At 35.1% G+C, this 24352-nt stretch carries 24 protein-coding genes; 15 read left to right on the top strand and 9 right to left on the bottom strand.

Features of this window, described 5'->3' with window-relative positions; genetic code table 11:
• Positions 1–83 precede the first annotated feature (83 nt).
• Positions 84–434 carry a hypothetical protein gene (locus IGK91_RS12605; RefSeq protein WP_181934150.1) on the bottom strand — a complete coding sequence of 117 codons (351 nt, stop codon included), beginning with the start codon at positions 432–434 and terminating at the stop codon, positions 84–86.
• Between the two features lie 405 nt (positions 435–839).
• The gene (locus tag IGK91_RS12600; RefSeq protein WP_181934149.1) at positions 840–1304 is read right to left on the bottom strand and encodes a helix-turn-helix domain-containing protein; all 465 of its coding nucleotides are present in this window, start codon (positions 1302–1304) and stop codon (positions 840–842) included.
• Positions 1305–1428: 124 nt separating this feature from the next.
• Between IGK91_RS12600 and IGK91_RS12595 the strand changes: the two genes are divergently transcribed.
• From IGK91_RS12595 to IGK91_RS12580, 4 genes are all read left to right on the top strand, one after another.
• On the top strand, positions 1429–1896 hold the full coding sequence (locus IGK91_RS12595) for a hypothetical protein (protein WP_181934148.1): 468 nt from the start codon (positions 1429–1431) through the stop codon (positions 1894–1896).
• A 192-nt stretch (positions 1897–2088) separates the two neighbouring features.
• On the top strand, positions 2089–2517 hold the full coding sequence (locus IGK91_RS12590) for a thioredoxin family protein (protein WP_181934147.1): 429 nt from the start codon (positions 2089–2091) through the stop codon (positions 2515–2517).
• Positions 2518–2530: 13 nt separating this feature from the next.
• Positions 2531–3250 (top strand): hypothetical protein, encoded by a 720-nt coding sequence (locus IGK91_RS12585; protein WP_181934146.1) that lies wholly within the window; start codon positions 2531–2533, stop codon positions 3248–3250.
• A gap of 552 nt (positions 3251–3802) precedes the next feature.
• Complete coding sequence (locus tag IGK91_RS12580; RefSeq protein ID WP_002295986.1) at positions 3803–5224, top strand: hypothetical protein; 1422 nt, start codon at positions 3803–3805, stop codon at positions 5222–5224.
• A gap of 929 nt (positions 5225–6153) precedes the next feature.
• Here the strand turns inward: IGK91_RS12580 and IGK91_RS12575 are convergent.
• On the bottom strand, positions 6154–6249 hold the full coding sequence (locus tag IGK91_RS12575) for a type I toxin-antitoxin system Fst family toxin (RefSeq protein ID WP_113803832.1): 96 nt from the start codon (positions 6247–6249) through the stop codon (positions 6154–6156).
• 619 nt (positions 6250–6868) lie between these two features.
• Positions 6869–7009, bottom strand: coding sequence for a type I toxin-antitoxin system Fst family toxin (locus IGK91_RS12570; RefSeq protein WP_113803838.1), 141 nt, complete (start codon positions 7007–7009; stop codon positions 6869–6871).
• Between the two features lie 957 nt (positions 7010–7966).
• On the opposite strand from IGK91_RS12570, the gene IGK91_RS12565 reads away from it, so the two are divergent.
• From IGK91_RS12565 to IGK91_RS12535, 7 genes are read left to right on the top strand one after another with little or no spacing between them, the layout of a single operon-like run.
• Positions 7967–9910: a BglG family transcription antiterminator gene (locus IGK91_RS12565; RefSeq protein ID WP_010737235.1), complete on the top strand. Its 1944-nt coding sequence runs from the start codon at positions 7967–7969 to the stop codon at positions 9908–9910.
• Position 9911: 1 nt separating this feature from the next.
• Positions 9912–10373, top strand: coding sequence for a PTS sugar transporter subunit IIA (locus tag IGK91_RS12560; protein ID WP_010737236.1), 462 nt, complete (start codon positions 9912–9914; stop codon positions 10371–10373).
• Positions 10374–10396: 23 nt separating this feature from the next.
• Positions 10397–11743 carry a PTS galactitol transporter subunit IIC gene (locus IGK91_RS12555; RefSeq protein ID WP_034866475.1) on the top strand — a complete coding sequence of 449 codons (1347 nt, stop codon included), beginning with the start codon at positions 10397–10399 and terminating at the stop codon, positions 11741–11743.
• A 22-nt stretch (positions 11744–11765) separates the two neighbouring features.
• Positions 11766–12050, top strand: coding sequence for a PTS sugar transporter subunit IIB (locus IGK91_RS12550; RefSeq protein ID WP_010720673.1), 285 nt, complete (start codon positions 11766–11768; stop codon positions 12048–12050).
• Between the two features lie 26 nt (positions 12051–12076).
• Positions 12077–12904, top strand: a complete 828-nt coding sequence (locus IGK91_RS12545; RefSeq protein WP_010737238.1) for a class II fructose-bisphosphate aldolase — start codon at positions 12077–12079, stop codon at positions 12902–12904.
• A 12-nt stretch (positions 12905–12916) separates the two neighbouring features.
• Positions 12917–13612 carry a triose-phosphate isomerase gene (locus tag IGK91_RS12540; protein WP_081123406.1) on the top strand — a complete coding sequence of 232 codons (696 nt, stop codon included), beginning with the start codon at positions 12917–12919 and terminating at the stop codon, positions 13610–13612.
• Positions 13609–14124: a YjbQ family protein gene (locus IGK91_RS12535; protein WP_034866484.1), complete on the top strand. Its 516-nt coding sequence runs from the start codon at positions 13609–13611 to the stop codon at positions 14122–14124. Before IGK91_RS12540 ends, IGK91_RS12535 begins: the two co-directional genes overlap by 4 nt.
• A 250-nt stretch (positions 14125–14374) precedes the next feature.
• On the opposite strand, the gene IGK91_RS12530 is transcribed toward IGK91_RS12535, so the two are convergent.
• Genes IGK91_RS12530 through IGK91_RS12515 form a run of 4 tightly spaced genes read right to left on the bottom strand, consistent with a single transcriptional unit; the run spans position 14375 to position 17718 of the window.
• Positions 14375–14980: a response regulator transcription factor gene (locus IGK91_RS12530; protein ID WP_010737241.1), complete on the bottom strand. Its 606-nt coding sequence runs from the start codon at positions 14978–14980 to the stop codon at positions 14375–14377.
• Positions 14973–16088 (bottom strand): sensor histidine kinase, encoded by a 1116-nt coding sequence (locus IGK91_RS12525; RefSeq protein WP_010737242.1) that lies wholly within the window; start codon positions 16086–16088, stop codon positions 14973–14975. Before IGK91_RS12525 ends, IGK91_RS12530 begins: the two co-directional genes overlap by 8 nt.
• Positions 16085–16837, bottom strand: coding sequence for an ABC transporter permease (locus IGK91_RS12520; protein WP_010737243.1), 753 nt, complete (start codon positions 16835–16837; stop codon positions 16085–16087). The genes IGK91_RS12525 and IGK91_RS12520 overlap by 4 nt, the downstream gene beginning before the upstream one ends.
• A complete protein-coding gene (locus IGK91_RS12515) occupies positions 16834–17718 on the bottom strand; it encodes an ABC transporter ATP-binding protein (RefSeq protein WP_081123405.1) in 885 nt (294 codons plus the stop codon). The genes IGK91_RS12520 and IGK91_RS12515 overlap by 4 nt, the downstream gene beginning before the upstream one ends.
• Positions 17719–18303: 585 nt before the next feature.
• Between IGK91_RS12515 and IGK91_RS12510 the strand changes: the two genes are divergently transcribed.
• The gene (locus tag IGK91_RS12510; protein ID WP_081125498.1) at positions 18304–19737 is read left to right on the top strand and encodes a 6-phospho-beta-glucosidase; all 1434 of its coding nucleotides are present in this window, start codon (positions 18304–18306) and stop codon (positions 19735–19737) included.
• Positions 19738–19859: 122 nt separating this feature from the next.
• Here IGK91_RS12510 and IGK91_RS12505 read toward each other — a convergent pair whose 3' ends face one another.
• Positions 19860–20228 (bottom strand): hypothetical protein, encoded by a 369-nt coding sequence (locus tag IGK91_RS12505; RefSeq protein ID WP_081123404.1) that lies wholly within the window; start codon positions 20226–20228, stop codon positions 19860–19862.
• A 251-nt stretch (positions 20229–20479) separates the two neighbouring features.
• Here IGK91_RS12505 and IGK91_RS12500 point away from each other — a divergent pair, with 251 nt between their 5' ends.
• From IGK91_RS12500 to IGK91_RS12490, 3 genes are all read left to right on the top strand, one after another.
• A complete protein-coding gene (locus tag IGK91_RS12500) occupies positions 20480–22129 on the top strand; it encodes a MutS-related protein (RefSeq protein WP_010737246.1) in 1650 nt (549 codons plus the stop codon).
• Between the two features lie 301 nt (positions 22130–22430).
• Positions 22431–23366: an ABC transporter ATP-binding protein gene (locus IGK91_RS12495; protein ID WP_010720660.1), complete on the top strand. Its 936-nt coding sequence runs from the start codon at positions 22431–22433 to the stop codon at positions 23364–23366.
• Positions 23359–24129: an ABC transporter permease gene (locus IGK91_RS12490; RefSeq protein WP_010737247.1), complete on the top strand. Its 771-nt coding sequence runs from the start codon at positions 23359–23361 to the stop codon at positions 24127–24129. Before IGK91_RS12495 ends, IGK91_RS12490 begins: the two co-directional genes overlap by 8 nt.
• Positions 24130–24352: the final 223 nt, after the last annotated feature.

Below are 24352 nucleotides of genomic sequence, written 5' to 3'. Positions count from 1 at the left end.
ATTGGGCGGTCTTAACGGACTGAAGCGGCTCTATGGCGCTGCCTCGCCGTTTGTCCTAACCACCCAACAAACCCATAGGAAAATTAGTTTTGCGTAGTGGGGCCCTGTTTTTTCGGAATCAAAGTTGCCGCATCTGCCGTGGCTGATAAACCATAGCTGACAAATTGACCGTTAGAGCGACCCCAAGGTGCAATCACTAAATTGGCAAATGTAACCATGGCTAAACCTTGTTGGGTAAGTTCTTCCGGAGTAATCACAGGAGTTTCAGATTTGACTTTGACACTGATTTTCTCGTAGCGGAGTTTTGGTAGGATACATTCGTAACTCCAACCTAGAATTTCTCCGTCTTTTTGCCAGCGAGTAACATTGACAACTTGATATTCTTTTTCGAGTTTTTCTTTTGGTAAAGTGAAATCGTTGATTTTAATTGGCATAATAGCCCTCCTTAGTTATATGTTGAAGGTTTTCATAGAATGTTGGTAGCTACCTTTCTTTTCTTCCTTCGTTAATAACAACAATTCAAATTTTCTTTTTGATACTAATTGATTTATTTTTCATCAAAAATTTAGATAGCTATCTGACTACCCTTCATTATTACTACAATTTGAGAGGGGGTATTTTTCGAAAAAAGAGGGGTAGACATTTTGGTTGTAAGAGTTTCTTAAGCTTTTATATCCTCAATAGGGTGAAGGACATGGTATTCTCTTTTTTTGTAAAACTCAAAAAAGACGTGTAGATGAACCGGACTTTGCATTGCTAGCCGGTCTGTTTACACGTCTTCGGAATTTATTTTAGTGATTTTTAGAAATTACGATGACAGCGGGAGAAAATTATCTAATTTACAGATAAGAGAAAATAGTTAAATCAGATATTACCAATACAATTATTACTAGGTTAATAGCCGAGAGGAAAATTCCGAATTTTGAATAGAATCTATATTGTTTCTCGCTCAATCCAAATTTATATTCATTTACCAGATATAATAACCCGAATGCGGCAAGTGGAGTTAAACAGGATGCTAACGTCAATAATTTGAGAAGTGAAAGCTTTTGATTGTCCAAAGATACTGTTTGTGGTTGCTTAGCTTCATAGATAGGAGACTCATCTGTGATAGTATCTCCATCAATTAAATAACTAACCGTAACCTTAAAAAAACTTGCTAGTAGATGTAAATTTTCCATATCTGGTTGAGAATATCCTCGCTCCCAATTTGAGATTGTCTGCCTAGAAACTTTTAGTTGTAGCGAAAGTTCTTCTTGAGTCAAATTATTTTTTTTTCGTAAATTACGTAATCTATTTTCCATTTTTTATCCTCCAAAATGCAATTCCAAATAAATGTCAAAGGATTTTGACAGTAAATTATAGTGATATCATCGATAATTTCATTGTAACTTCAAAACCAATTTTATCATATTAGGAGGATGTACAATGAAAAAAAATTTTGCAACTAAAGGAGGGGTAGTATTAGTTTTATCATTAATCTTAGGATCTACTTTGACACCACTAACTACCTTCGCAGCAGAAATAACGGATAATCAAAAAATTTACTATTCAGAATCTCAAAAAGAAAAAAGTGATATAAAAGAACAATTTAATTTATCTGAACGTTATCTAGATTCAATTGATAAAACTCAATCTTTTGAATTGAATCCTGAGCAACAGGATAAATTAGATAAACTGATTTTTCAACATGATAAGGTACGTTTCTTTGGTGTTGATGATGTATTAGCATTAATCGCAATAGCTGGAGTAGGATATGCTGCGGGACATTGGGCAGCGAAAGAGGCTCATAACAGGTTCGGTTTGACAGCGGCCAGCTATAAAAAAGACAGATGGTGGTGGAGAGCCGGAATTCCAGCTGCGGTTGGATTCGACGACTATTTTTATGGAATTTAAACGAAATATAAAACTAAGGCTTCGATTGTTTCAGGTGTTTTTTCTGTTACTGATGATTATTTCATTGCTAGAAAAGAGCTATATTCTTGCAGTTAGTTTTGGAGTTACATCTACAATTTTTTATCTTTTTCAAAAGATGCACAATAAGTAAAAAAATTAAAAATTAAAAATGGTAAGAGGAAAGGGTGGATTATGAAAATAACTAAAAAACTAAAGTGGGTGATAATGAGCTGCGTCCTTGTGATAGTAGCTAGCTTAGGTATGTATAAAGTAATCACCATTCCGTCAGTAAACTATGAAATGAAGACTTTTCAAATGAAAAAAATTGATACAGATAGTCTCGAAAACCTTTCGAAAGATAAGGGAGCATATACTATATATATTGGACGTAAGACTTGTCCTGATTGTATAAGTTTAATCAACCAAACAACAAAGGTACTAAACGATGAAAAGCAAAGCAAAATTTACTATTTTGATACCGATCAACACCGAAATGATAAGAATTTTGATGAAGTAACTGACAGCTTAAATATAGGTTTTGTTCCAGTAATATTAAAAATTAAAGATGGTAACATTACCCAATTAACTGCGGAAGATATTAACAATTATGGTCAAAATTGAAGGAGGATTTCAGATGAATAAGGTAAAAAATGTATTGTTAGTTGTAATGACAGTGTTGGTAACAATTGTTTCATCAGCAAATTTAGGTTTGATTAATGTGGATGCATCCGTGGTATCATCAACCACATCAATGCAAGAACTGGCTACAAAAATGAAGAAAATTGATAATCAGGAACTTTCAAAACAGCTTGAAAATGTCATCCATAAAGAAGTAGCCTCAAAGGATTTAACCTTGTTAGAAACTGAGAACGTTTTAGAATTTGAAAAACTAACTTTGTCTAAAGTAGATGATTATACTATTGCTACTATCCCATATAAGAACAGTGAAGCATATAATATTATGAGTAATCTTTCGGTTGTATTTGATGCGAGTGGAAATATCATAAATTATTCAGAGCAACAGTTAACACAGTCAGATCACAATACTTTTTGGGTTAAGCAGTCTGCTGATGGACACGTAGTATTGGATAAAGATTTAGGGACAGAATATTTATCTAATACTGAAACTTTGTCAGGTATTAATGAGTTGAAAAAAGTTAGCCAAACAAGGGGATTAGACCTCAAATGTTTTGGTATTGTTGCAGGTGCGGGTGCAGCAGTCTGTGCGACAATTGCTAAATTATGCGGCACACCTTGCGCATTGACTGCTGTGATTTGCGGTGTATGTGTTGGAGGAATTATTGTTATAGGCGGGGGTAGTATAGTTGGAGCAATTGTTGCATGTTGGAAATAGTTTCTGATGTTGTAATTGTAATATTTCCCTTCTTAGTTTATATGTTTATAGGTATTAACAGAAAAAAATGGTTATCTTGGACTCAAAATAAACAAGTTTTTTTTCTTCTTAGTTGGCTAGCTGTATCTGCTGTACTAGTATATTCTGATCTCTATATCTTAGTTTTAGTATCAATAGTGCTTTTTTTAATCGAGCTTTACTTGTAGCTAATAAATTTTTTGAATTGTAATTTTGAAAAAGTTCCTGAAGTAGTAAGAAACGAAAAAATAGAACCTTGTCAGATTTACATATGACAAGGTTTTTTATGGAGAGTCATTTTATTTTTATATATGTGAGAAGAGTAATGAATCAATCCGCAACTAATTGATAGTATTACTAAAATCATTTTTTGCTAAATATTATTGATTGAAGTTCAAACGGGAATAACAAGATTTTTCAATTTGGTTTAGTTCTGAACCAACACGATTTGATGAAGAGCCTTTAAGGTAGTTCAAGGTTCTATGATATTTGTGGTACTATAGTATCAGTGTTAGATAAATTGGGGGGGATTAAGTGAGTAAGGCTGATTTAATTAATTATGAAGAAATGGAGACAATGGTCAATAGTAATTTTGAAAACTACTTAATGTCTTTAGGACTTCCTTCAGAAAACATTTTGGCAACAAAATCAGAAAAAAATCAAATATCAGGTAATATACCAATAATAATTGAGAGTATTAATCCAGATATACGACGGAATGCAACATATTTATCTAAATTTATTTCAAGTGTTGCGATTGGGAGATTTGACTCTGCATTAAATGACTTATGGAATGAAGTTGTTACTAACTTGCATAATAAAATAATAGTTTATGGCATAGATATTTTTTATGATTCAGCCGTTGGTGGCAGTTTAAGAGAAGACTATGTTGACGAGAATGATCTAGTGGATATTAAAGATAGAGTTTTATTAGATACTTGTTTGAAGTTAGAGATAATAACAGATATTGTCCATCAAAAATTAGTACACATTTTAAATATGAGAAATAATATAAGTAGTGCGCACCCGAACGATGGACAGATCCAGCCATTTGAATTATTAGGATGGCTTCAAACATGTACTGTAGAAGTAATATCTGTTGAACCATCTAGAGGTGCTATAGAGGTTAGAAAGTTTATAAAAAATCTTAAAATGAAAGAATCTCGATTCACTTCTCCAGAGATTAGTGCAATCCAAGAATCAATCAATGATTTATCATCAACATTATGCGGGAATATACTAAATACGATTTTTGGTATGTATACAGATGTAAGATTAGATCGATTAGTGAAAGAAAATATTATCGATATTGCACCAATTATTTGGAGTGCAACAAAAGATGAAATTAAATACGATTTAGGGGTGAAAATTGAAGGATTTACTGTAAATTTAGAGGAAGAAAAAAAAGCATTAGGGGAAAGATTCTTTGATGTATGTAATGGATTTAGGTATAAACCAGAGTCAACTAAGAGTTTAGAGCTAACAAGTCTTTCTGATTCATTGCTAAGTGCTCATAATGGATGGGATAATTTTAAATATGAAACCCCAATTATTAGAAATATAATGAAATATATTGAAGCCCCCGAAGATATACCAATTGGCAGAAGAGAAATTCTAATCAGAAATATTTTACTTTGTAGAATCGGAAGAAGTGGCGTTAATTATAATAATGGTGTCTCTCCAAGTGCAAAAGAATACTATGATAGATTTTTCAGACTTTTAGATAATTCACAAGTTATGACATTATTCGATATATTGAGGGATCCAGTAGTAATTAATGAACTTTATAGTACAAATACTAATTATAACTTTATGCAGGTGTTATCATCGTTAAATAGTACGATGTTAAGTGATAGGTCAATGGAAATTTTAAATTATTTACAACATAATAATAATGTAGTATTTGCAAAAAAAATAAAAGCTGCTGAATATCAGAGACTAATTAGTAGAAGTTAATTGTTAATTTTTATCTGGCTAATCTTTCCATAAGTCTATAATTTTGAATTACCTTTAGTGTTTAAGGAAGGCTTACCGACCAGTAATTATTTTTTTTATACGCAGAACTAGTTTTAAAAAGTGGTGAACAAAAGAAAAAAACTTATCAGTCGTTAATTTGACAAGATCTTTTGATAAGGAACCATCTTATTTTTAATGAAAATCAAGCATTTTAGCTATTGAAGAATGTTGATTTATAGGGATTCCCCTTCCATATTATGTGGCTCTTTATTTCCACTCAATGCTTTATGCCTATGTATTCAATAGTATCGGTTCGACTCGCAAGTAATTGACACCATTGCCTTCAAATAAATTGAAAGTCAATAAAATATTTTATGTTTCAATCTCTTTAAATCGTTGCTATTAAAGTATTGTGAAGCTATTTGAAAAAATGGTTGGGCTAACCAGGTCTTAAGAAAGCTCGTAAAGCTTCACAGTTCTCAAAACGTTAATATATCTTATATATCAACGATTCTGGCACTTTCCAAATTTTGGAGAGTGTCTTTTTTTGTACTTTTGGGAACGACAATGATTTGCATTTATTGGATAAAACAATGTCTTCATTAGATCGTGTTTCCAAAGAGAGTATTCCTAATTTAGCGCCAGGACAAGTTATATTGACTGGTGTATTATTTGATCTTCCAATAATTATACAAGTTGATCCCTGTAAAAAAATTATCTATCTTTTGAGGCGTTAACAGGTTACTACTTATGGGTACTGAATCCTTTAATATAGGCAATTTGATTTTTTACATTCTTTTTGATATGATAATTATGCGAAGCGATACTATTTTTATCAATAAAGCACAAAAACCACTCTACTGCGAATAGAGTGGTTTTCTTTTTCATCCGTTGCGACTACGAATGAGTGGGCTAGAAGCAACTTGCTTTTAGTCATTGTCTGTCTCATCTAACCAGTGAGAAAAAAGTTTGATAACGATACCTACAAAAATAGGCGCAATGACCAAGGATACTATTTTTTCCAATAAAGCACACCCCCTTTGAGGGCAAGTTGCCAAAGTGAGTATAGCATATTGTGTATTAGGAAGTGAATTTAAATTTTATGGGTGAGGAATTGTTATTAAAGGGTTATCCATCCCTTTCCAAATTTTGGAGAGTGTCTTTTTTGTATATTTAGGTATAGAAATGGGTATGATTTTTTTAAACCTGCCATTCATTTTCCGTTTTTTACTTCTGCTAATCGTTGTTCAAATTTTTTATAAGTGGATAGATCGATAATTTAGTAGTTATCTTAGGAATGTTTGGAGTATATAAGTAATGATAGATGTAATTACTTGTTTCTATAATTGTATACGCGGATCGTATTTTTAAAGTATCTATTTAATAAAATGAATATTATCATTGCAATAAATAGTGTTTAATTATTTTACAAATTATCTAACCACTGAAGAAAATCAGAAGAGTATATAAAATAAATAAGTTAGTAAGGACAATTTGATTTTTTGGATTATTCTTGATATGATGATGGTGCGAAGCGATATTAATTTTTACCAATGGAACACAAAAACCACTCTACGGCGAATAGAGTGGTTTTCTTTTACAATCGTTGCGACTTCGAATGTGTGGGTTAGAAGCAACTTGCTATTAGTCATTGTCTTTCTCATCTAACCAGTGAGAAATTAGTTGAATAACTAAACCTACAAAGATAGGTGCAATAACTAGCGATATTAATTTTTCCAATGGAATCACCCCCTTGGGGGCAAGTTGCCAAAATGAGTATAGCATATTGTGCATTAGGAAGTGAACTTAAATTTTATGGGTGAGAAATTGTTATAAAATAGTCTTTTTGATTCACGCATATTTTTTGGGTACGTCTTTAGGTACGAAGGTCTTAAAATGTGGTGAAATCCATTAAAACCGTACTTGTTGAAGAGTTGCTCAATCTATTGCTATCCATCCCCTTCAAAATCTCTGCCACAGAACTAGCTCTTAAGAAAGCTCGTAAAGCTTCACAGTTCTCAAAACATTAAGAATACTATTATATCAATGTTTTAGACACTTTCTATTTTTGGAGAGTGTCTTTTTTTTGTACTTTTGGGTACGGAAATGGGTATGAGATTTTTAAACCTGCTATTAATTTTACATTCTTTGCTTCTTCCAATCGTTGTTCAAATTTTTCATAGGTGGATAGATCGATAATTTAGTAGTTATCTTAGGAATGTTTGGGGTATATAAATAATGATATTGGATATTTTTTGACTTTTCTTGCCTAAAAAATGTTGTTTTTTTTACAGTGTAGAGAAAATATAATAAATGAAATACTTTCTCCGCCATTATTTGTTTTTCTCCGCCAAATAATATAAAATGGCGGAGAAAATAAGTGGATGGCGGTGAAAGAATTTAATTATTCTACACGCCTTTTGTTCGTTATCTTGTCGGAATCATTTTGCGAACTTACGGAAACTTCTCAGACAGATCGGGCGAGTTACGAGAATCACACTGTGCGAAGCTATGCTGAGTGCAGTTACCTTGAGTATGACTTTCAAGGCACTTTCCAAACTTTGGAGAGTGTCTTTTTTCATTTTGAATCATAAAAAAGATGTCGTGAGTTTCACCAACATCAAAAAAGTATAGGGGCATAATAATCTGTTCCACTTTAATGTGGAACAGATTACGTATTTATCTTTAGTGAGAAAAACTCTATGATATAGACAAGGAAAACGTTTTCTGAGGTGATAATGGATGTTATCAAAGCGCGAGAGTCAGTTAATTGAATTACTTTTAGAGGAGGAGAATTTTCAACCAGCAAGTTTCTTTAGTGAAAAACTCAATGTTTCAAATAAAACAATTTATCAAGATATTCAGAAGCTTGGACAGTTCTTGAATCGTTTTGAGTTAAAAATTGAAAAAAAACCTCGCATTGGGATCTACCTAATTGGAACGTCAACTAAAAAAAATGATGCCAAAATATTTATCACTAGTAAAGAAGCTATGTCAACAGAGGTAAAGTATAGTTCAAATTATCGTAGAGTGTACTTATTCGCCAATCTAATTTTTAAAACGGATAAAAAAAGATATGAGTATTTTGAAAAAAAGTTTTTTGTCAGTATTGCAACTTTGCGTAAGGATTATGAGGAAATCATCAAATATTGTCGGTTAGCTGGGATTAGGATTACTTCAAATCATGTAATAGACACACAAAAAACACCTGAAGAGTTGATCCAGCGGACATTTGTCAATTATTTTGAAAAAAACATCGGTGTAGGGAATGAAAAATGTCAATATCACTTTGTTTTTGATCAAGCGATGGTTCAGTTTGTGGATGATTTTGTAAAGAATTTTTACCAACAGTCTAAACAGCAACCAACAAATTATATTGTCCATTCACTCAAACTTTCGTTGTTAACTTTGATTGGTCGAGTAAAGCATGGCTACCATTCACAAACAAATAAAAATCCTTTGTTTGTCGAAATAAAGAAAATGGAATTATATATGGTGGCACTAGATTTTTCAAATGGGGTCAAAGATGAATTGAATTGTTCCTTTACGATAAATGATCTTTACTTTATTTGTTCGTTGTTTATGGGACATGGAGTGAGACCGTTTGTGAATCTGGCAACCCATAGTCAACAAATCATGGAGACCACCAAACAATTTATTCAAGATATGTCGACACTGGTTGAGAAGGATTTGGGGCAAGATAGTCAGCTGCTTCAATCTCTATTTGCCCATATTGAGCCAATGGTTTATCGGTTGCAAATGGGGATTACCATTAAAAATCCTTTAAAAGAGGATATCATTCGGCAATACAGCACAATGTATACGCTAACAACTTACTGTATTCCAAAATTGGAAAAAGCAATGGGAATCAGAGTAACGGATGATGAAATTACTTTTTTGACTATTCATTTTCAGCTAGCTTTTGAAAAAATTGTGAATACGAAGCATGTTTTTCTTATTTGTCCAACGGGGTTGGGAACTTCGCAATTATTATTTCAGCGTATTCGTCATAGTTCTCCTAGCACCGTAGTCTATGAAGTGATTGATGTTCAAAAGTTGCAGGATTACAACTTAGATAGTGTCGATTTGATTATTTCAACAGTCAAATTAGAAAATGAATATCAAACGCCGATTATTTATGTTCGACCATTACCAACGAAAGAAGAAATTGCATTGATTAATCGTCATCTTCTTACCTTGAATCAACAAGACAATACATTTTTACCATCCATTGCACCGGATAAAACGATTTTAAAGAAATATTTGAAGGATGGTTGGATGTTCTTGAATCAAGATTTTGATAGTAGAGAATCTGTACTTTCTTTCATCACTGAGAAATATAAAGAAGAACAATTAGTAAAGGATAATTTTCTTGAGGTTGTACTTCAAAGAGAAAAACTAGGAGCTACCGGACTTTCATCAGGCGTAGCCATCCCACATGCAAATCCTAAATATGTAGTCAAAACAAAAATTTCTATTATCACTCTAAAAAACAAAATTACTTGGGGAGATGTGGATGTAAGGGTTGTTTTATTCTTAGCGATTGCAGAAGAAGATATGATTCAAGTGAAAAATATGATTGCACTACTTTATGATGTCTTTGTCTCACCTGAGAGAATAAAAAGTATTGCAAGTAAAGAAACAAGGAATGAGATTATTAACGAAATTATAGGAAAGAGGAAGTAAGATGACGAGTTATTTTGGAAAGAAAATTGCATTATTTCAATCTGAGGTAAAGAGTCAGAAGGAAGCTTTATCAATTATTGCAACTTGTCTATATCAAACAGGTTTAGTGAAGGATTCGTTTGCAGAGAATGTACTGAAAAGAGAAGAAGTGTTTCCTACTGGCTTATTAATCAATGATGTTGGGATTGCTATTCCACATACGGATGCAGAACACGTGAATGATTCTCAAATTGCATTTATGTCATTGAAAAAACCAGTAACTTTTTATGAAATGGGAACTGCAGATAAGGAAATTTCAGTCAGCTTGATCTTCATGTTGGCGTTGAAAGAACCACATGCACAGTTAGAAATGTTACAGAAGTTAATTACGATGTTTCAAAAAAAAGAGGTGGTTCAAAAGCTTCAAGCTGTAAATAATACTGAGGAGTATTATCAAATTATTGAAAAAGAAGGATTCGTTTAATAACCATTTTGAGGGGGAGCATTATGTTAGATTTATTACAAAAATTTGTTGATCTCGGATCAATCGTTGTATTGCCAATCTTAATTTTTGTTTTTGGTTTGATTTTAGGAACGAAACCGAGTAAGGCTTTTATTTCAGCATTAACGGTTGGTGTTGGATTTGTCGGGTTGAATTTAGTTATCGATTTATTGACCAATAGCTTAGGACCAGCAGCACAAGCGATGGTTGAACGTTTTGGACTAAACTTAACAACCATTGATGTTGGTTGGCCGGCAGCAGCTGCGATTTCTTATGGAACCGTTTTAGGTAGTTTGGCGATTCCAGTAGCTATCGTAGTCAATGTGTTATTAATTATTGTTGGCTTAACAAAAACACTGAATGTTGATATTTGGAATATCTGGCATGCAGCATTTGTTGCTTCACTTGTCTACGCAGTAACGAATGACTTTGCAATGGGCATGTTGGCAACGGTTATTTATACAATGATGATTTTATTGTTTGGCGATATTTTAGGACCAATCATCAATAAATTCTATGGATTTCCAAATATTACCTTCCCACACGGAACGGCAGCACCCGGGTTTGTTTTTGCCTTACCTTTAAATTGGTTATTCGATAGGATTCCAGGATTGAAAGATTGGCATGCAGATCCAGAAACGATTCAAAAACGGTTTGGCATCTTTGGTGATTCAACAGTCATGGGCTTTTTAATTGGTTTGGTTATGGGGATTTTAGCTGGATATGATGTTGCGGGAATTGGACAATTAGCGGTGAAAACTGGCGCTGTAATGGTCTTAATGCCTAAAATGGTGGCACTTTTAATGGAAGGCTTAACGCCTATTTCAGAATCAGCAAATTCATTTGTTCAAAAACGTTTCCCAGGAAGAGAATTATATATCGGAATGGATGCCGCATTGTCAGTAGGACACCCAGCTGTATTATCTTCTTCGTTAATCTTAGTCCCAATCACGATTTTATTAGCAGTGATTTTACCAGGTAACACAACCTTGCCTTTCGGTGATTTGGCAACTATTCCATTCTTAGTTTGTTTGATGGCAGCTGTCTTTGGTGGAAACATTATTCGAACAATCTTAGGTGGGACGATCTACATGGTCACCATTTTATACATCACTTCATGGGTGGCACCATTTTTAACAAAAGCAGCACAAGCGGCAAACTTTGATTTACAAGGACATTCATCAGTAACTGCGATGGCAGAAGGTGGACTGTGGACAACACTTCTATACGTGGGTGGTGCAAAACTATTTGGTTACTTTGCCCTAGTCGGAATTGGTCTGATTATTACAGGTTTACTATTCTACGTGAATCGCATTTTACCTAAAAGAGCAGCTAAACAAACTGAAGTTTAATACAAAATAGGAGAGATGACAGATGAAAAAATTATTAATTATGTGCGGAACAGGTGTGGCTACTTCAACAGTGGTAACAGGAAAAGTAAAAGAATGGTTGAAATCAAAAGGACTCGAAAATGAAGTGAAACTATATCAATCAAAAGTTGCTGATGAGATTGGCAAAATTGATGACTACGATATTGTGGTCAGTACGACCGTGGTTCCTGACAACATTAAAGATAAAGTAATTATGGGGCTTCCTTTATTAACCGGAATTGGCATTGATGGGTTGTTTGACGAAATTGAAGCGAAGATTAAAGCCTAAAAAATACTTGAAAAGAAGGTAATCAAATGTTAGTTACAACGAAAGAGATGTTTGAAAAAGCGCAAAAAGAAAACTATGCGATTCCGGCAGCAAACTTTTTTGATTTAGATTCTGCAAGAACCTTTGTAGAGGTTGCAGAAAAAATGCAAAAGCCATTAATTTTAGCCTTTGCACAAGCGCATATTGAAGAATGTCCTCTTGAAGAGGCAGCATTAATTGCAACATATTTAGCCAAAAAAGCAAGTGTTCCAGTAGCACTTCATTTGGATCATGGACAAGATGAGGAAATCATCAAGCAAGCAATCGAGCTTGGGTTCACTTCTGTGATGATAGATGCTTCGCAGGATGAGATTGAAACAAATATTCGTCGTTCAAAAGCAATTACGGAATATGCTCATGAAAGAGGTGTTGTGGTAGAGGCTGAGATTGGACACGTGGGAACGGGAAATAGTTATGAATTTAAGGAAACCACGGACACCATTTATACCGAAGTGGAGGAAGCAGCACGTTTTGCGAAAGAAACCGGCGTCGATTCATTGGCAGTTTCGATAGGTACGGCTCATGGGCAATACAAAGGAACACCGAAAATCAGCTTTGAGCGGTTGGAAGAAATTAAAAATGAAGTTTCAATTCCATTAGTGTTGCATGGGGGCTCATCATCTGGTGATGAAAATCTACACAAATGTGCTGTTTCAGGGATCAATAAAATTAATATCTTTACTGATTTTATCACAGCAGCAATGGATGTAATTAACGAAGAAAAACCAGAGGATTATTTTACACTTAAACGATTAGCGAACCAAGCGATTGCAGATACGTTATCGCATTATTACAAAGTATTTGCAACAAAATAGAGGAGGGTTCTCATGAGAACAGTAAGAAAACCATTTTTTGTGGTTAATCCTAAATCTTATTTGTATGGTGAACAGGCATTGGAACTAGCAAAAACAGCGGATCAATTAGCTGCAGCATACGACATCGATATCATTTTTACTTGTCAACATGTTGATGTTCGGCTAATTAAAGAACAGACAACGCAGTTGATTGTGAGTGTTCAACATATCGATGGGATAGCCCCTGGTAGAGGGATGGGACACGTTTTACCTGAAGGCGTTGTAGCGGCTGGAGCAGAAGCGACCTTCCTTAATCACGCAGAATGTCCTTTATCGGTTAGTGAGCTGTGCGATGCCGTCAAGCGAGCAAAGGAACTTGGTCTATTGACTATTGTTTGTGCAAATTCTTTAGAAGAGGCGAAGCTCGTAGCTTCCTTGAAACCTGATGTGATGGTTTGTGAGCCTACGGAATTAATAGGTACAGGTCAAGCAAGTGACATTTCTTATATGATTCAAACCAATGAAGCTGTACGCAAGATGGATCCTGAAATTTTTATTCTGCAGGCAGCAGGGATTTCAACGGTAGCAGATGTTCGCAAAGCACTTGATTCGGGGGCTGATGCAACGGGTGGAACCAGCGGGATTGTTTGTGCCAAAGATCCTGTGGACACATTGAAAGCGATGATTGAAGAAGTAAGTAAATGGAAAAAGGAGCAATCGACAAAATGACAACTTATACTGAGCAACTTGTTTTGACTTCAAATGGTCAGCGAGTGACGTATCATAACATTACCGAACAAGTAAAAGAAATGGTGGCAAAAAGTGGGATAAAAAATGGCATTTGTCTTGTTCAGTCGCCACATACTACTTGTTCAGTTATTTTTGAGGAATTCATGCACGATTTGGATTTTAATGGGGATGAATTTTTACAGGTTGATTTAAATCGGATTCTTGATCGAATTATTCCTCGAGAATTAACGGAAAATACCAATTATCGTTATCCTGGTCCGAAGCATCTTGATTTCTTGCTGTCCTTAGATGATCCAGACTATGCTGGTGATGCTGGAACGATTTTAAATGGAGATGCACATATTCGAGCATCATTCTTCGGAGCAAGTGAAAATTTCATTGTCAAAGAGGAAACATTAATGACAGGAGCTGTCGGCTCGATTTATTTCATTGATTTTGATCAAAACCGTGTTAGAAATCGAAAATGCCATATTTTAGTAATGGGTGAATAGAAAAGTAATAAGAAACAAACATTTGGGAAACTAATTGAATGGTCACACCTATAAAAATTAATACGAAAGATAATAGTTAGTTCATTCCGTTTTTTTGGTTAAACTACTAAAATTCATCATAGAGAATACTATAGGGAAACAAAAACTATTTAGTTTAGAAAAAGTATAGCCAGTTATCTGATCGGTAAATAAGATCATTGGGAAGACCTTGCTTAAGGCGTTCTTCTCAGTGATCTTAATTTATTGTTGTTTAAATCCATCCTTGCTTTATTGCAAAATTTATCGCTTCAATTCGTGAACGTGATGCTGTTTTGCTTAGAATAGCAGAGATGTAATTACGTACAGTTCCCTCACTCAAAAATAGAGTTTGGGCAATTTGTTGGGTGCTGATGCCGGTTTTTAACAACGTTAAAATTTCAAGCTCTCTTGGGGTTAAAGGGTTTTTTTGAGTAATGAATGATTGAATAACCAATTCAGGTGAAAAAATCGTATCACCCGCCATGATTGAGCGGATCGAACGAATAAGTTCTTCACTGGGACTATCTTTTAGCATATAACCGTTGACATTGTTCTGTAAAGCTTGCTGAAAATAGTGTTCTTGCGCAAAGGTAGTCAGAACCATAATTTTCACATCCTGTTTCAATAAACGAAGCTGCTTAGCAATTTCCAAGCCAGTCAACTTAGGCATTTCAATGTCTAATAAAACGATATTTGGTTTCAATTTGATGATGTCAGATAATGCCGTATCACCATCTGTTGCAGAACCAATAACTTCAAAATCTGTTTCAAGATTCAAAATCATCGTTAATGCAGTGTTCAATAATTGTTGATCCTCTGCCAAATACAATTTAATCATGCTCATTCTCCTTAGGCAACGAAATGACAATCTTTACTCCTTGTGTTCCAGTGATCGTCAACTGTCCTTTTTCAGTTTGAATCCGTTCTTTCATTCCGCTGATTCCATAGCCGGTTGATTTTAGTTGAGTGAATCCTTGTCCATTATCTTGAATGGTAATAAAATAGGTATCTATATTCTCGGTAAAATCAATCATCGCAATACTAGCTTTGCTGTGACGAATCATATTTGTGATGGCTTCTTTAATAACTGCGGATACTGTATGTTGAATGTTCGTCGGCCATTTTTCGGCTAGTTCCTCTCCTACAGAATGAAGCTGAATATTGGTAAGAACTAAATTTTTTTCTTCTTCTAGCATCGTTTGGGCAATTGTTCGCTCTTGTAAATTTGAAACGATCCCGCGAACTAATGATAAGTTTTTTCGGGAAGTCTCAGCAATATCATGTAATTCATTGGTTGCTTGGCGTGAATCAATTGCTATTAATTTCTCCGCTAATTCAGCCTTTAATGAAATGATGGAAAACGCTTGGCCTAAATGATCATGGAGATCACGAGCAATACGATCTCGTTCATTTTGGCGCACAACTGCTTCTAAACGTTTATTTTGTTGGTTGAGGCGATAGATCCGCCGATAAGATTCCCCTACCGACTTAGCTGCTAGTGGTGTAATAATAGCAGCTATGATAGTGATACCTACATTAATGTAACTGGATGAATGGGTGAAACGAGTGGTCCACAACATAGCGCCAAGACTAATCATGACGCTTACATAATAACCAGTCAAATAATGATAGAATAAACGTTTGGTTACTGGCAGGGAGCCAATCTCCCAGGCAACGAAAATAAAGAGATATCCATTTTTTTGAAAGATACCAAATAAGCAGGCAATCAATAATTGAAGGAAAACGTCCCCTGTTAAAAATTTATGAACTTCATAGCCATCTCGGTAAGCTTTTAAAAAAATAACTAAAAGTAATATAAATAACCAGTCAAACCAAGAAGTAAGGGGGAACAATGAATAGATCGTCGGTATTAAAAATACTAACCAGAAATAAGGTGCAATGCCGAATCGTTTTGGGAAAAATATGTGCTTTTCGAAAAAACTCATATGGTAGAAACCTCACTTTTACTTTGAAAAAAGACGACTACTTTGAACAGTACGAATAAAATGATCGTCCAAACTAAGAGTACCCCAAAACTAACAAAATTAAAACGTTGATAATTGATAAATCTTCTTAAAATTACAGCTGTTTGATAAGTTGGTAGCCAGTGTCCAACCTTTTGTACCCATGGGGGCATTATGCTAAGTGGCCACCATAGTCCGCTTAAAATTGCCATGGGAAAAACGATGAGATTACTAAGCAAATTTACTACGTTATCTGAACCTAATAGAGAGATGATCATTCCAATCAATATAAGTGGGAATGATAACAATGGAACGAGGAATAAAAGACCTATTAAATGAAACCAATTAATTGTTAGCTGATTTACTAAAATTCCAGTCATTATTAGTGCCAAAACCGAAAGTATATTTAACGATAGAAAGACGATTAACATCGATAGATAATATTGTGATTTTGAACCTGGACGTAGTGCTACAAATAAATCGAACTTTCTAGTATGATCTTCTAACAGAGTATGTGCGACTGTCATAACAGAACTAATCAATGAGCTATACACAATCATACTAATCATATAAGCGATATTCCATGTTTTCGAAGCTGCTGGTTGTGTTATTACCTGAGTAAATATAAGGTAAAAGCCTGTTGGCATGGCGATACTGAATAAGAGGAAGCGCAAGTTACGGAATACGATGCGTTTATAGTTGATTTGAACTTGAAACAAGAATTTTTTCATTTACCGCTACCTCCAATTACTTTTTGAAATAAAGAAGCCAACGAATTTTGCTGAATGGCTAATTCGTCTAATTGATTAAGATAAGGAATTAAAGCTTCCATCACTACGTTTGGCTCATCAGTTATTAATTGAAGCTGCTGATTAGTTTTTAAACATTCTTTAACAGCTGAAATGGATGTGAATGTTTCTTTTGGTAATGGAGTGGTAAATTGGATGCTTATATGACCACTTTTTTTCCGCAATGATTTCAAGGTACCATCGTATACTAACCTAGTATCTTTTAAAATAAGGATTCGATCTGCAATCTGATCTAGTTCCTCCAGATAATGGTTAGTGATAAAAAAAGTCTTTCCATTTTGCTTCAAACGGTCAATACTTTCCCAGAATGATTGTCGACTATTACTATCCATTCCAGCAGTCGGCTCATCTAAAAAAATTAGTTGAGGGTTTCCTGCCATAGTTGTTGCAAAAGTCAACCGACGTTTTTGTCCGCCAGACAATTGATCTAAGTAACACTTCTCTTTTTCTTTTAAGTTGGCTAAGCGAATCAAGGCTTCATAAGATAATGGGTTGTGATAGTAACTACGAGCAAGATTTAAACATTCTTTGACGGTGACTCGTTCGAGTGATAAGTTTTGTTGCAACATTACACCGACTTTGTCACGGACTTTCCTGATATCTTGGGTTCCCATCACATAAGTAGTTCCTGAATTTGGTTGAATCAATTGGTTAAGTAGATTGATCAGAGTGGATTTTCCTGCACCATTTTCTCCTAATAGTGCGACAGTCTCTCCGGGTGCAATCTGAAATGAGATATTATCTAAAACGGTTGTCCGGTTATACACCTTCGATAAGTTTTGTACATCGATTATTGGATTCATATTCTTTCCTCCTACTGATGTTATCTTAGCTATTTTTTGAGTTGTAAAACAGTCATGGATGTCATCAGTTGGACATGACAATTGTCATGTCTAAAGAACACAGAAATGTAGACTGCTGACTGAATAGTCAAAAAGTTGTTATTATTAATTAAAGAAGTGGAGAAAAGCTAAACTACCTTGTTGATTGTTCATTATGGAAACTCTTTTCACTTATATCTACTATTAAATTTCGCTAATTTTGATGTGGGGGAGGACTTTTGTTACTTGGCAACCAACTGATTTTTTTTGGAAGTTTGTGATTCATGGGGCACGTAAATTACTTTTATCAGACGTTCTACGGTATAATAAATGACGAACATGTTTCATTCATTTTCCTCTTACAACTAATTGAAAGCGTTTGTATTTTTGCTTCAAGAAAGATACTTAGATGCTTGGAGTATACTTTTGTTGATATCATTGATTGGAAAACGATACCTGATGCGCTTGTCACTAAAGTTTTTCCTGACAAGTGTGCATTTGGTGGTGTTCTAACTTCGTTTACTAAAGCAATTGAAATAAATTTGAGATGAAAAAGGAGCGGATAGGATGGCTTTTCCAGAGAATTTTTTATGGGGCGGTGCATTAGCAGCCCATCAATTTGAAGGTGGTGTAATTGGAACGTCAAAAGGGCTTTCGGTGGCTGACGTGATGACAGCTGGCTCACATGGTGTACCTCGAGTAATTACAGATGGAGTTGTGGAAGGTAATTATTATCCCAATCATGTAGGGATTGATTTTTACTATCGCTATAAAGAAGATATTGCACTGTTTGCTGATCTTGGGTTCAAATGTTTTCGTACATCGATTGCTTGGTCACGTATTTTTCCAAATGGAGATGAGCTGGAACCTAATGAAGAAGGTCTTCAATTTTATGACGATGTCTTTGACGAGCTGTTGAAATATGGGATTGAACCGGTTATTACATTGTCCCATTTTGAAATGCCCTATCATATTGCCAAAGAATATGGTGGATTTATGAATCGTCAAACGATCGATTTCTTTCTTAAGTTTGCAGAAGTGGTATTTGAGCGCTATCAAAATAAGGTGAAATACTGGATGACATTCAACGAGATCAACAACCAAATGAACTATTCAAATGATATTTTTGGTTGGACCAACTCAGGGGTTCATTTTGGCGATTATGAAAATCCAGAAGAAGCGATGTACATTTGTGGCCATCATACGTTAGTTGCTTCTGCTAAGGCGGTTAAACTAGGAAAATCAATTAATCCAGATTTCGAGATTGGGAATATGATTGCGATGGTGCCTATTTATCCATTTTCTTCTCGACCAGCGGATCAAATCTTAGCGCAACAGATGATGCATGATCGTTGGTTTTTCTGTGATGTACAAGTTCGTGGACACTATCCAAATTATGCCCTTAAAATGTTTGAGCGTAAAGGGTACCAGATCGATATAACAGAAGCAGATCGACAAGCACTCGCTGAAGGTACAGTGGATTATATCGGTTTTTCATACTACATGAGTAATACGGTCGATTCGCAAGTCCATCAAGATGTTTCAACGAATGTTAGTGGTGGAAGTACGTACTCCGTAACGAATCCATTTATTAAGGAATCCGACTGGGGGTGGGCGATCGATCCAGAAGGTCTCCGCTATTCATTGAATGCTTTTTATGAGCGTTATGAACTCCCATTATTTATTGTTGAAAATGGGTTTGGTGCCATTGATGTTCTGGAGGCGGATCACACGATTCATGATCCTTACCGTATCGAATATTTACGTAGTCATATCCAAGAGATGGAAAAGGCGATCAATGAAGATGGTGTCGTGCTTTTGGGTTACACGCCGTGGGGTTGTATTGATTGCGTGTCATTTACAACAGGGGAGATGAAAAAGCGTTACGGTTTTATCTATGTTGATCGGAACAATGATGGTTCTGGTACGCTAGAAAGGTATAAAAAAGACTCCTATGATTGGTATAAGCGGGTAACAACCTCTAATGGAACAGAGCTTTAGACGAGCAAACATGTAAATAGAACACAAAAAATCAGCTGGTTGTTTTCAAATCAGCTGATTTACTATTTATTTGTATTAAATTGAAAGAGAGTAAAAAGTTTATGCAAGTTGACCAACCTTGTTTATAGAACCGTTTTTATTTTTTTCCATAAGTGATCCAGATCCATTGTTCCGTACTCTGCTTTAGAAATAGCTATCACTGGTATCTGAGGGAATTTCTTTTCAATTTCTTCTTTGGCATAGGCAAACGTTGGGGTTAGTAAAATAATATCTGCTTCCGAGGCGTGTTCGTCTATCTGACTTGCTTCATATATTTTAAGAGCCCAAGATTGATTTTTTTCTCTTAAAAACTTCGCTAATTTCATTTCTAAGAACTGGGTTTGCAAACTACCATTGGTAGAAATAAAATTAAAAGACAGATCAAAAATGACAATAGTTTTCATTTTTTGTTCCGCATGTTTTTGAGGATTGTTCATCGAAGTAGTAGCCATTTGTTTTCTTCCTTTCGTTTCACCTATTCGTTATCTCTAGTATACGACAATTATTTTGTAAGCGCTATTTTAAGTTGGTGGAAATAAGTGTGCTTTTTCTTTTAATTTCATTTCATATAGCTACATAGTGAATAAATTGAATAAATATGAATAAACAGCTATTTTATGTTGAACTTTCATTATTCAGCTCATAAAAGGGGTCAAACAATGCTATACTTTATCCAATGGAAAACAGAATAGGAGAAAAATGTATGGATCAAAAAACATTTATTGTGCTATTGATTTGTGGCGTGATCGTTTTGCTCATTGCTCTAGATTTCAATGCGCGTCGAAAATTAAAAGAAAGTGTCCATCAGAAGTGGGGAAGAGTGCCTTATCAACCTCGATTTGATAAAGAAAAAAGTTTAAAGGAAGCGTGGCTCACAGAAAAAGAATTTCGTTCATGGTCAAGTGAAGTGGATGACTTGACGTGGTACGATTTGGATATGTTTGAAGTTTTTGAAGGCATCAACCTGACATACTCTAGTATTGGTTCAGAAGCTTTATATCAACGGCTGAGGAGCTTTAACTTTGGAAAAGATCAGCGATTAGAAAAGTTAATTGCTTTTTACCAAGAAAACCCTCAAACAAGAGAAAAAATCCAATATCAATTTGCACGACTAGGGAAAAAAGATGGTAATTTTACGAAGCAATATTTAGCGGATGGCCAAAGTAAACAGATCGGACATGTCGGCTTTTATACTTTTTTAGGTCTCTTACCGATCATTGGTTTAATTTTATTATTATTTGGACAAGTCTTAGGTATTTATCTAGCGATTGGTAGTTTGATTTTTAACACACTTTATTATCAAGTCAAGAAACAGACATTAGAAACTGAGATTAATAGTATGGGTTACCTAGTCTCAACGATCTCAACAGCGAATCAAGTAGCAAAGATTGCTACACCGGTTCAAGATGAATTACGGCAAAATGTTAAACCGTTAAAAGATATTCCTAAATTTGGTTTTTCTTTTCGAGTTAAGAGTGGGTCGGAAGCAGAAATTTTATTTGATTATGTCAATATGATGTTCATGTTGCCGTTTATTTCTTATCACTTTGTTATTAGCAGGTTAGAGAAAAAAACGAAAGAAGCAATGAAGGTTTGGGAATTATTGGGAGAAATGGAAGTAGCGGCTGCGGTTCTCAACTATCGTACTTACATGCCCATTACCTGTCAGCCAGAATTTACGGACAATGGCGTAGAGGCAGAAGATCTCTATCATCCTCTCTTGAAGGAAGCGGTAGTGAACCCAGTAGATTGGCACCAGAACATTTTAGTGACGGGCTCGAATGCTTCAGGTAAATCTACTTATGTGAAAAGTATTGCGATCAATTGTATCTTAGCACAGACGATCCAAACAGCCCTCGCAGAAAAGTTTACCTTGCAGCACGGTCACGTACTGACTTCTATGGCGATCGAAGATGACTTGTTTGCAGGAGATAGTTATTTTGTTTCAGAAATCAAATCGATTAAACGTCTACTAGCTCAAGTGGAAAAAGGGGAAAGATGTTATTGTTTTGTGGATGAGATTTTAAAGGGAACCAATACGATCGAACGGATTGCTTCTTCTGCAGCAGCAGTAAGATGGTTGGCAGATTATCCTTCACTAGCTTTTGTGGCGACTCACGATATTGAATTGACTGAGATCTTGAAAAATGAATGTGAGAATGTCCATTTTGAGGAACAGGTCACAGCAGAAAAAGGAATCAGTTTTGATTTTAAATTAAAGCAAGGTCCAGCAAAAACCAGAAATGCGATTGCATTATTGAAAGTCTTAAATTATCCGGAAAAACTAGTTGCGGATGCAAAAGAAGCAGCAACATTTTTTGATCAACATCGAAAATGGGAGATTTTTGACTAAAACGTGCGGTCTTAATATGTCAGGCTTGAATGGTTTGTCGCAAACTCATTTATATTAAAAAAGGAAGAAAGCGTGCCTTTTCCTGATGGAGAAATCATGCTTTCTTCCTTTTTGGAAATGGATAAAAGGATTCATTTATTTTAGTAGAACAATTGATCGAAAGAAGATGAAATGATTGATTTTATATTGGATGCTCGAATACATAAAATTCTATTTTTATTTTGAAAACTTTATTCATTTTCTTTCAATCATTCCATGTTACAATAGAGAATCAGATGGAAAAAAGGAGATCGTTAAAAAAATGACACAGGCTCTTGAAATAAAGAATTTAAAAAAAGTATACGCAACGGGAGTTGAAGCGTTGCGAGGGATTGATTTAACGGTGGAAGAGGGCGATTTTTATGCCTTGCTTGGTCCTAATGGTGCGGGGAAATCTACGACAATTGGGATCATCACTTCACTTGTGAATAAAACTTCTGGTGAAGTAAAAGTGTTTGGTTATGACTTGGATACTGATTTGGTTCGTGCCAAACAACAAATCGGATTAGTACCGCAAGAATTCAATTTTAATCCTTTTGAAACAGTTCAACAGATCGTAGTGAATCAAGCAGGATATTATGGTGTTTCACGACAAGAAGCAATCAAGCGTAGTGAAAAATACCTTAAGCAATCCAATCTATGGGAAAAAAGAAATGTTCGTGCACGCATGCTTTCTGGTGGTATGAAACGGCGACTGATGATTGCTAGAGCATTGATGCATGAACCGAAACTATTGATTTTAGATGAACCTACTGCAGGTGTAGATATTGAACTAAGACGTGAAATGTGGGAGTTCTTGCGAGAATTAAATGAACAAGGTACCACGATTATTCTAACGACTCATTATTTGGAAGAAGCCGAAATGTTGTGTCGGAATATCGGGATTATCCAATCAGGTGAATTGATTGAAAATACAAGTATGAAATCATTACTTTCTAAATTACAATTTGAAACGTTTATTTTTGACTTAGCACCGTATGAACAAGCGCCAGTTCTACAAGGGTACACTAGTACGTTTGAAGATGAGCGGACCCTTGCTGTTGAAGTAGAACGGGATCAAGGGGTCAACGGAATCTTTGATCAATTAAGTGAACAAGGGATAAAAGTGCTTTCGATGAGAAATAAATCGAATCGCTTAGAAGAATTATTCTTGAAAATCACGGAAGAAAATGGTCATGTGGAGGAAAAAAATGTTTAGTCTTTATTTTACAGCTTTAAAAAGTTTAGCCATCAAGGAAACCAATCGCTACTTGCGGATTTGGGTCCAAACACTGGTTCCACCAGTGATTACCACCTCACTTTATTTTGTGATCTTTGGGAAAATGATTGGCGGACGTATTGGGGATATGGGTGGATTTTCCTACATGGAATTTATTGTTCCAGGGTTGATCATGATGTCCGTTATCACTAGTTCTTATTCCAATGTTTCGTCCTCATTTTTTTCTCAAAAATTCCAGAAAAATATTGAAGAAATTTTAGTTGCGCCCGTTCCCACACATGTGATTATTTGGGGATTTGTGATTGGTGGACTGGGACGTAGTATCTTGGTCGGGGCGTTGGTAACGATGATTTCGCTATTCTTCGTTCCGCTAAATGTCTTCTCTTGGGGCATCGTGATTGTTACTTTGCTGATGACATCGATTTTATTTTCACTAGCGGGTTTGATCAATGGGATTTTCGCACAGTCGTATGATGATGTGTCGATCGTGCCAACCTTTGTCCTTCAGCCATTGACATACCTCGGTGGTGTCTTTTATTCGATCTCTATGTTGCCACCAATCTGGCAGGCAATTTCTAAAGTTAATCCGATCGTTTACATGATTTCAGGATTTCGTTATGGGTTCCTTGGAACGACAGATGTACCCATCATGATTTCGATCACGATTCTTGTGTTATTTAGTTTAGTGCTTTATTCACTATGCTGGTATTTAATCAATAAAGGTAGAGGGTTAAGAAGCTAGAGTTTGTGGAATGATCAAAAAAACTTATTTGGTTTTCTACAGAAACGGATTGATTTGATCAAATTTTTGGTAATAGACAAGAAATAGTTGAGTCTAGGATAGATGCTTATCCTAGACTTTTTTTGTTCGATTAAAGGACTTCCTGATACAAATTTAGACGATCTCCACTTAAACTAGCTAAATATAATGTGTTAAAATGATAACTAATCTTTAGCTTTTAGTG

The sequence above is a fragment of the Enterococcus sp. DIV1208 genome (assembly GCF_050530455.1).
In the GTDB taxonomy this organism is placed as follows: domain Bacteria; phylum Bacillota; class Bacilli; order Lactobacillales; family Enterococcaceae; genus Enterococcus_B; species Enterococcus_B hirae.
Note: the sequence above shows the minus strand (reverse complement) of the source record. Positions and strands in the feature narration are given on the sequence as shown.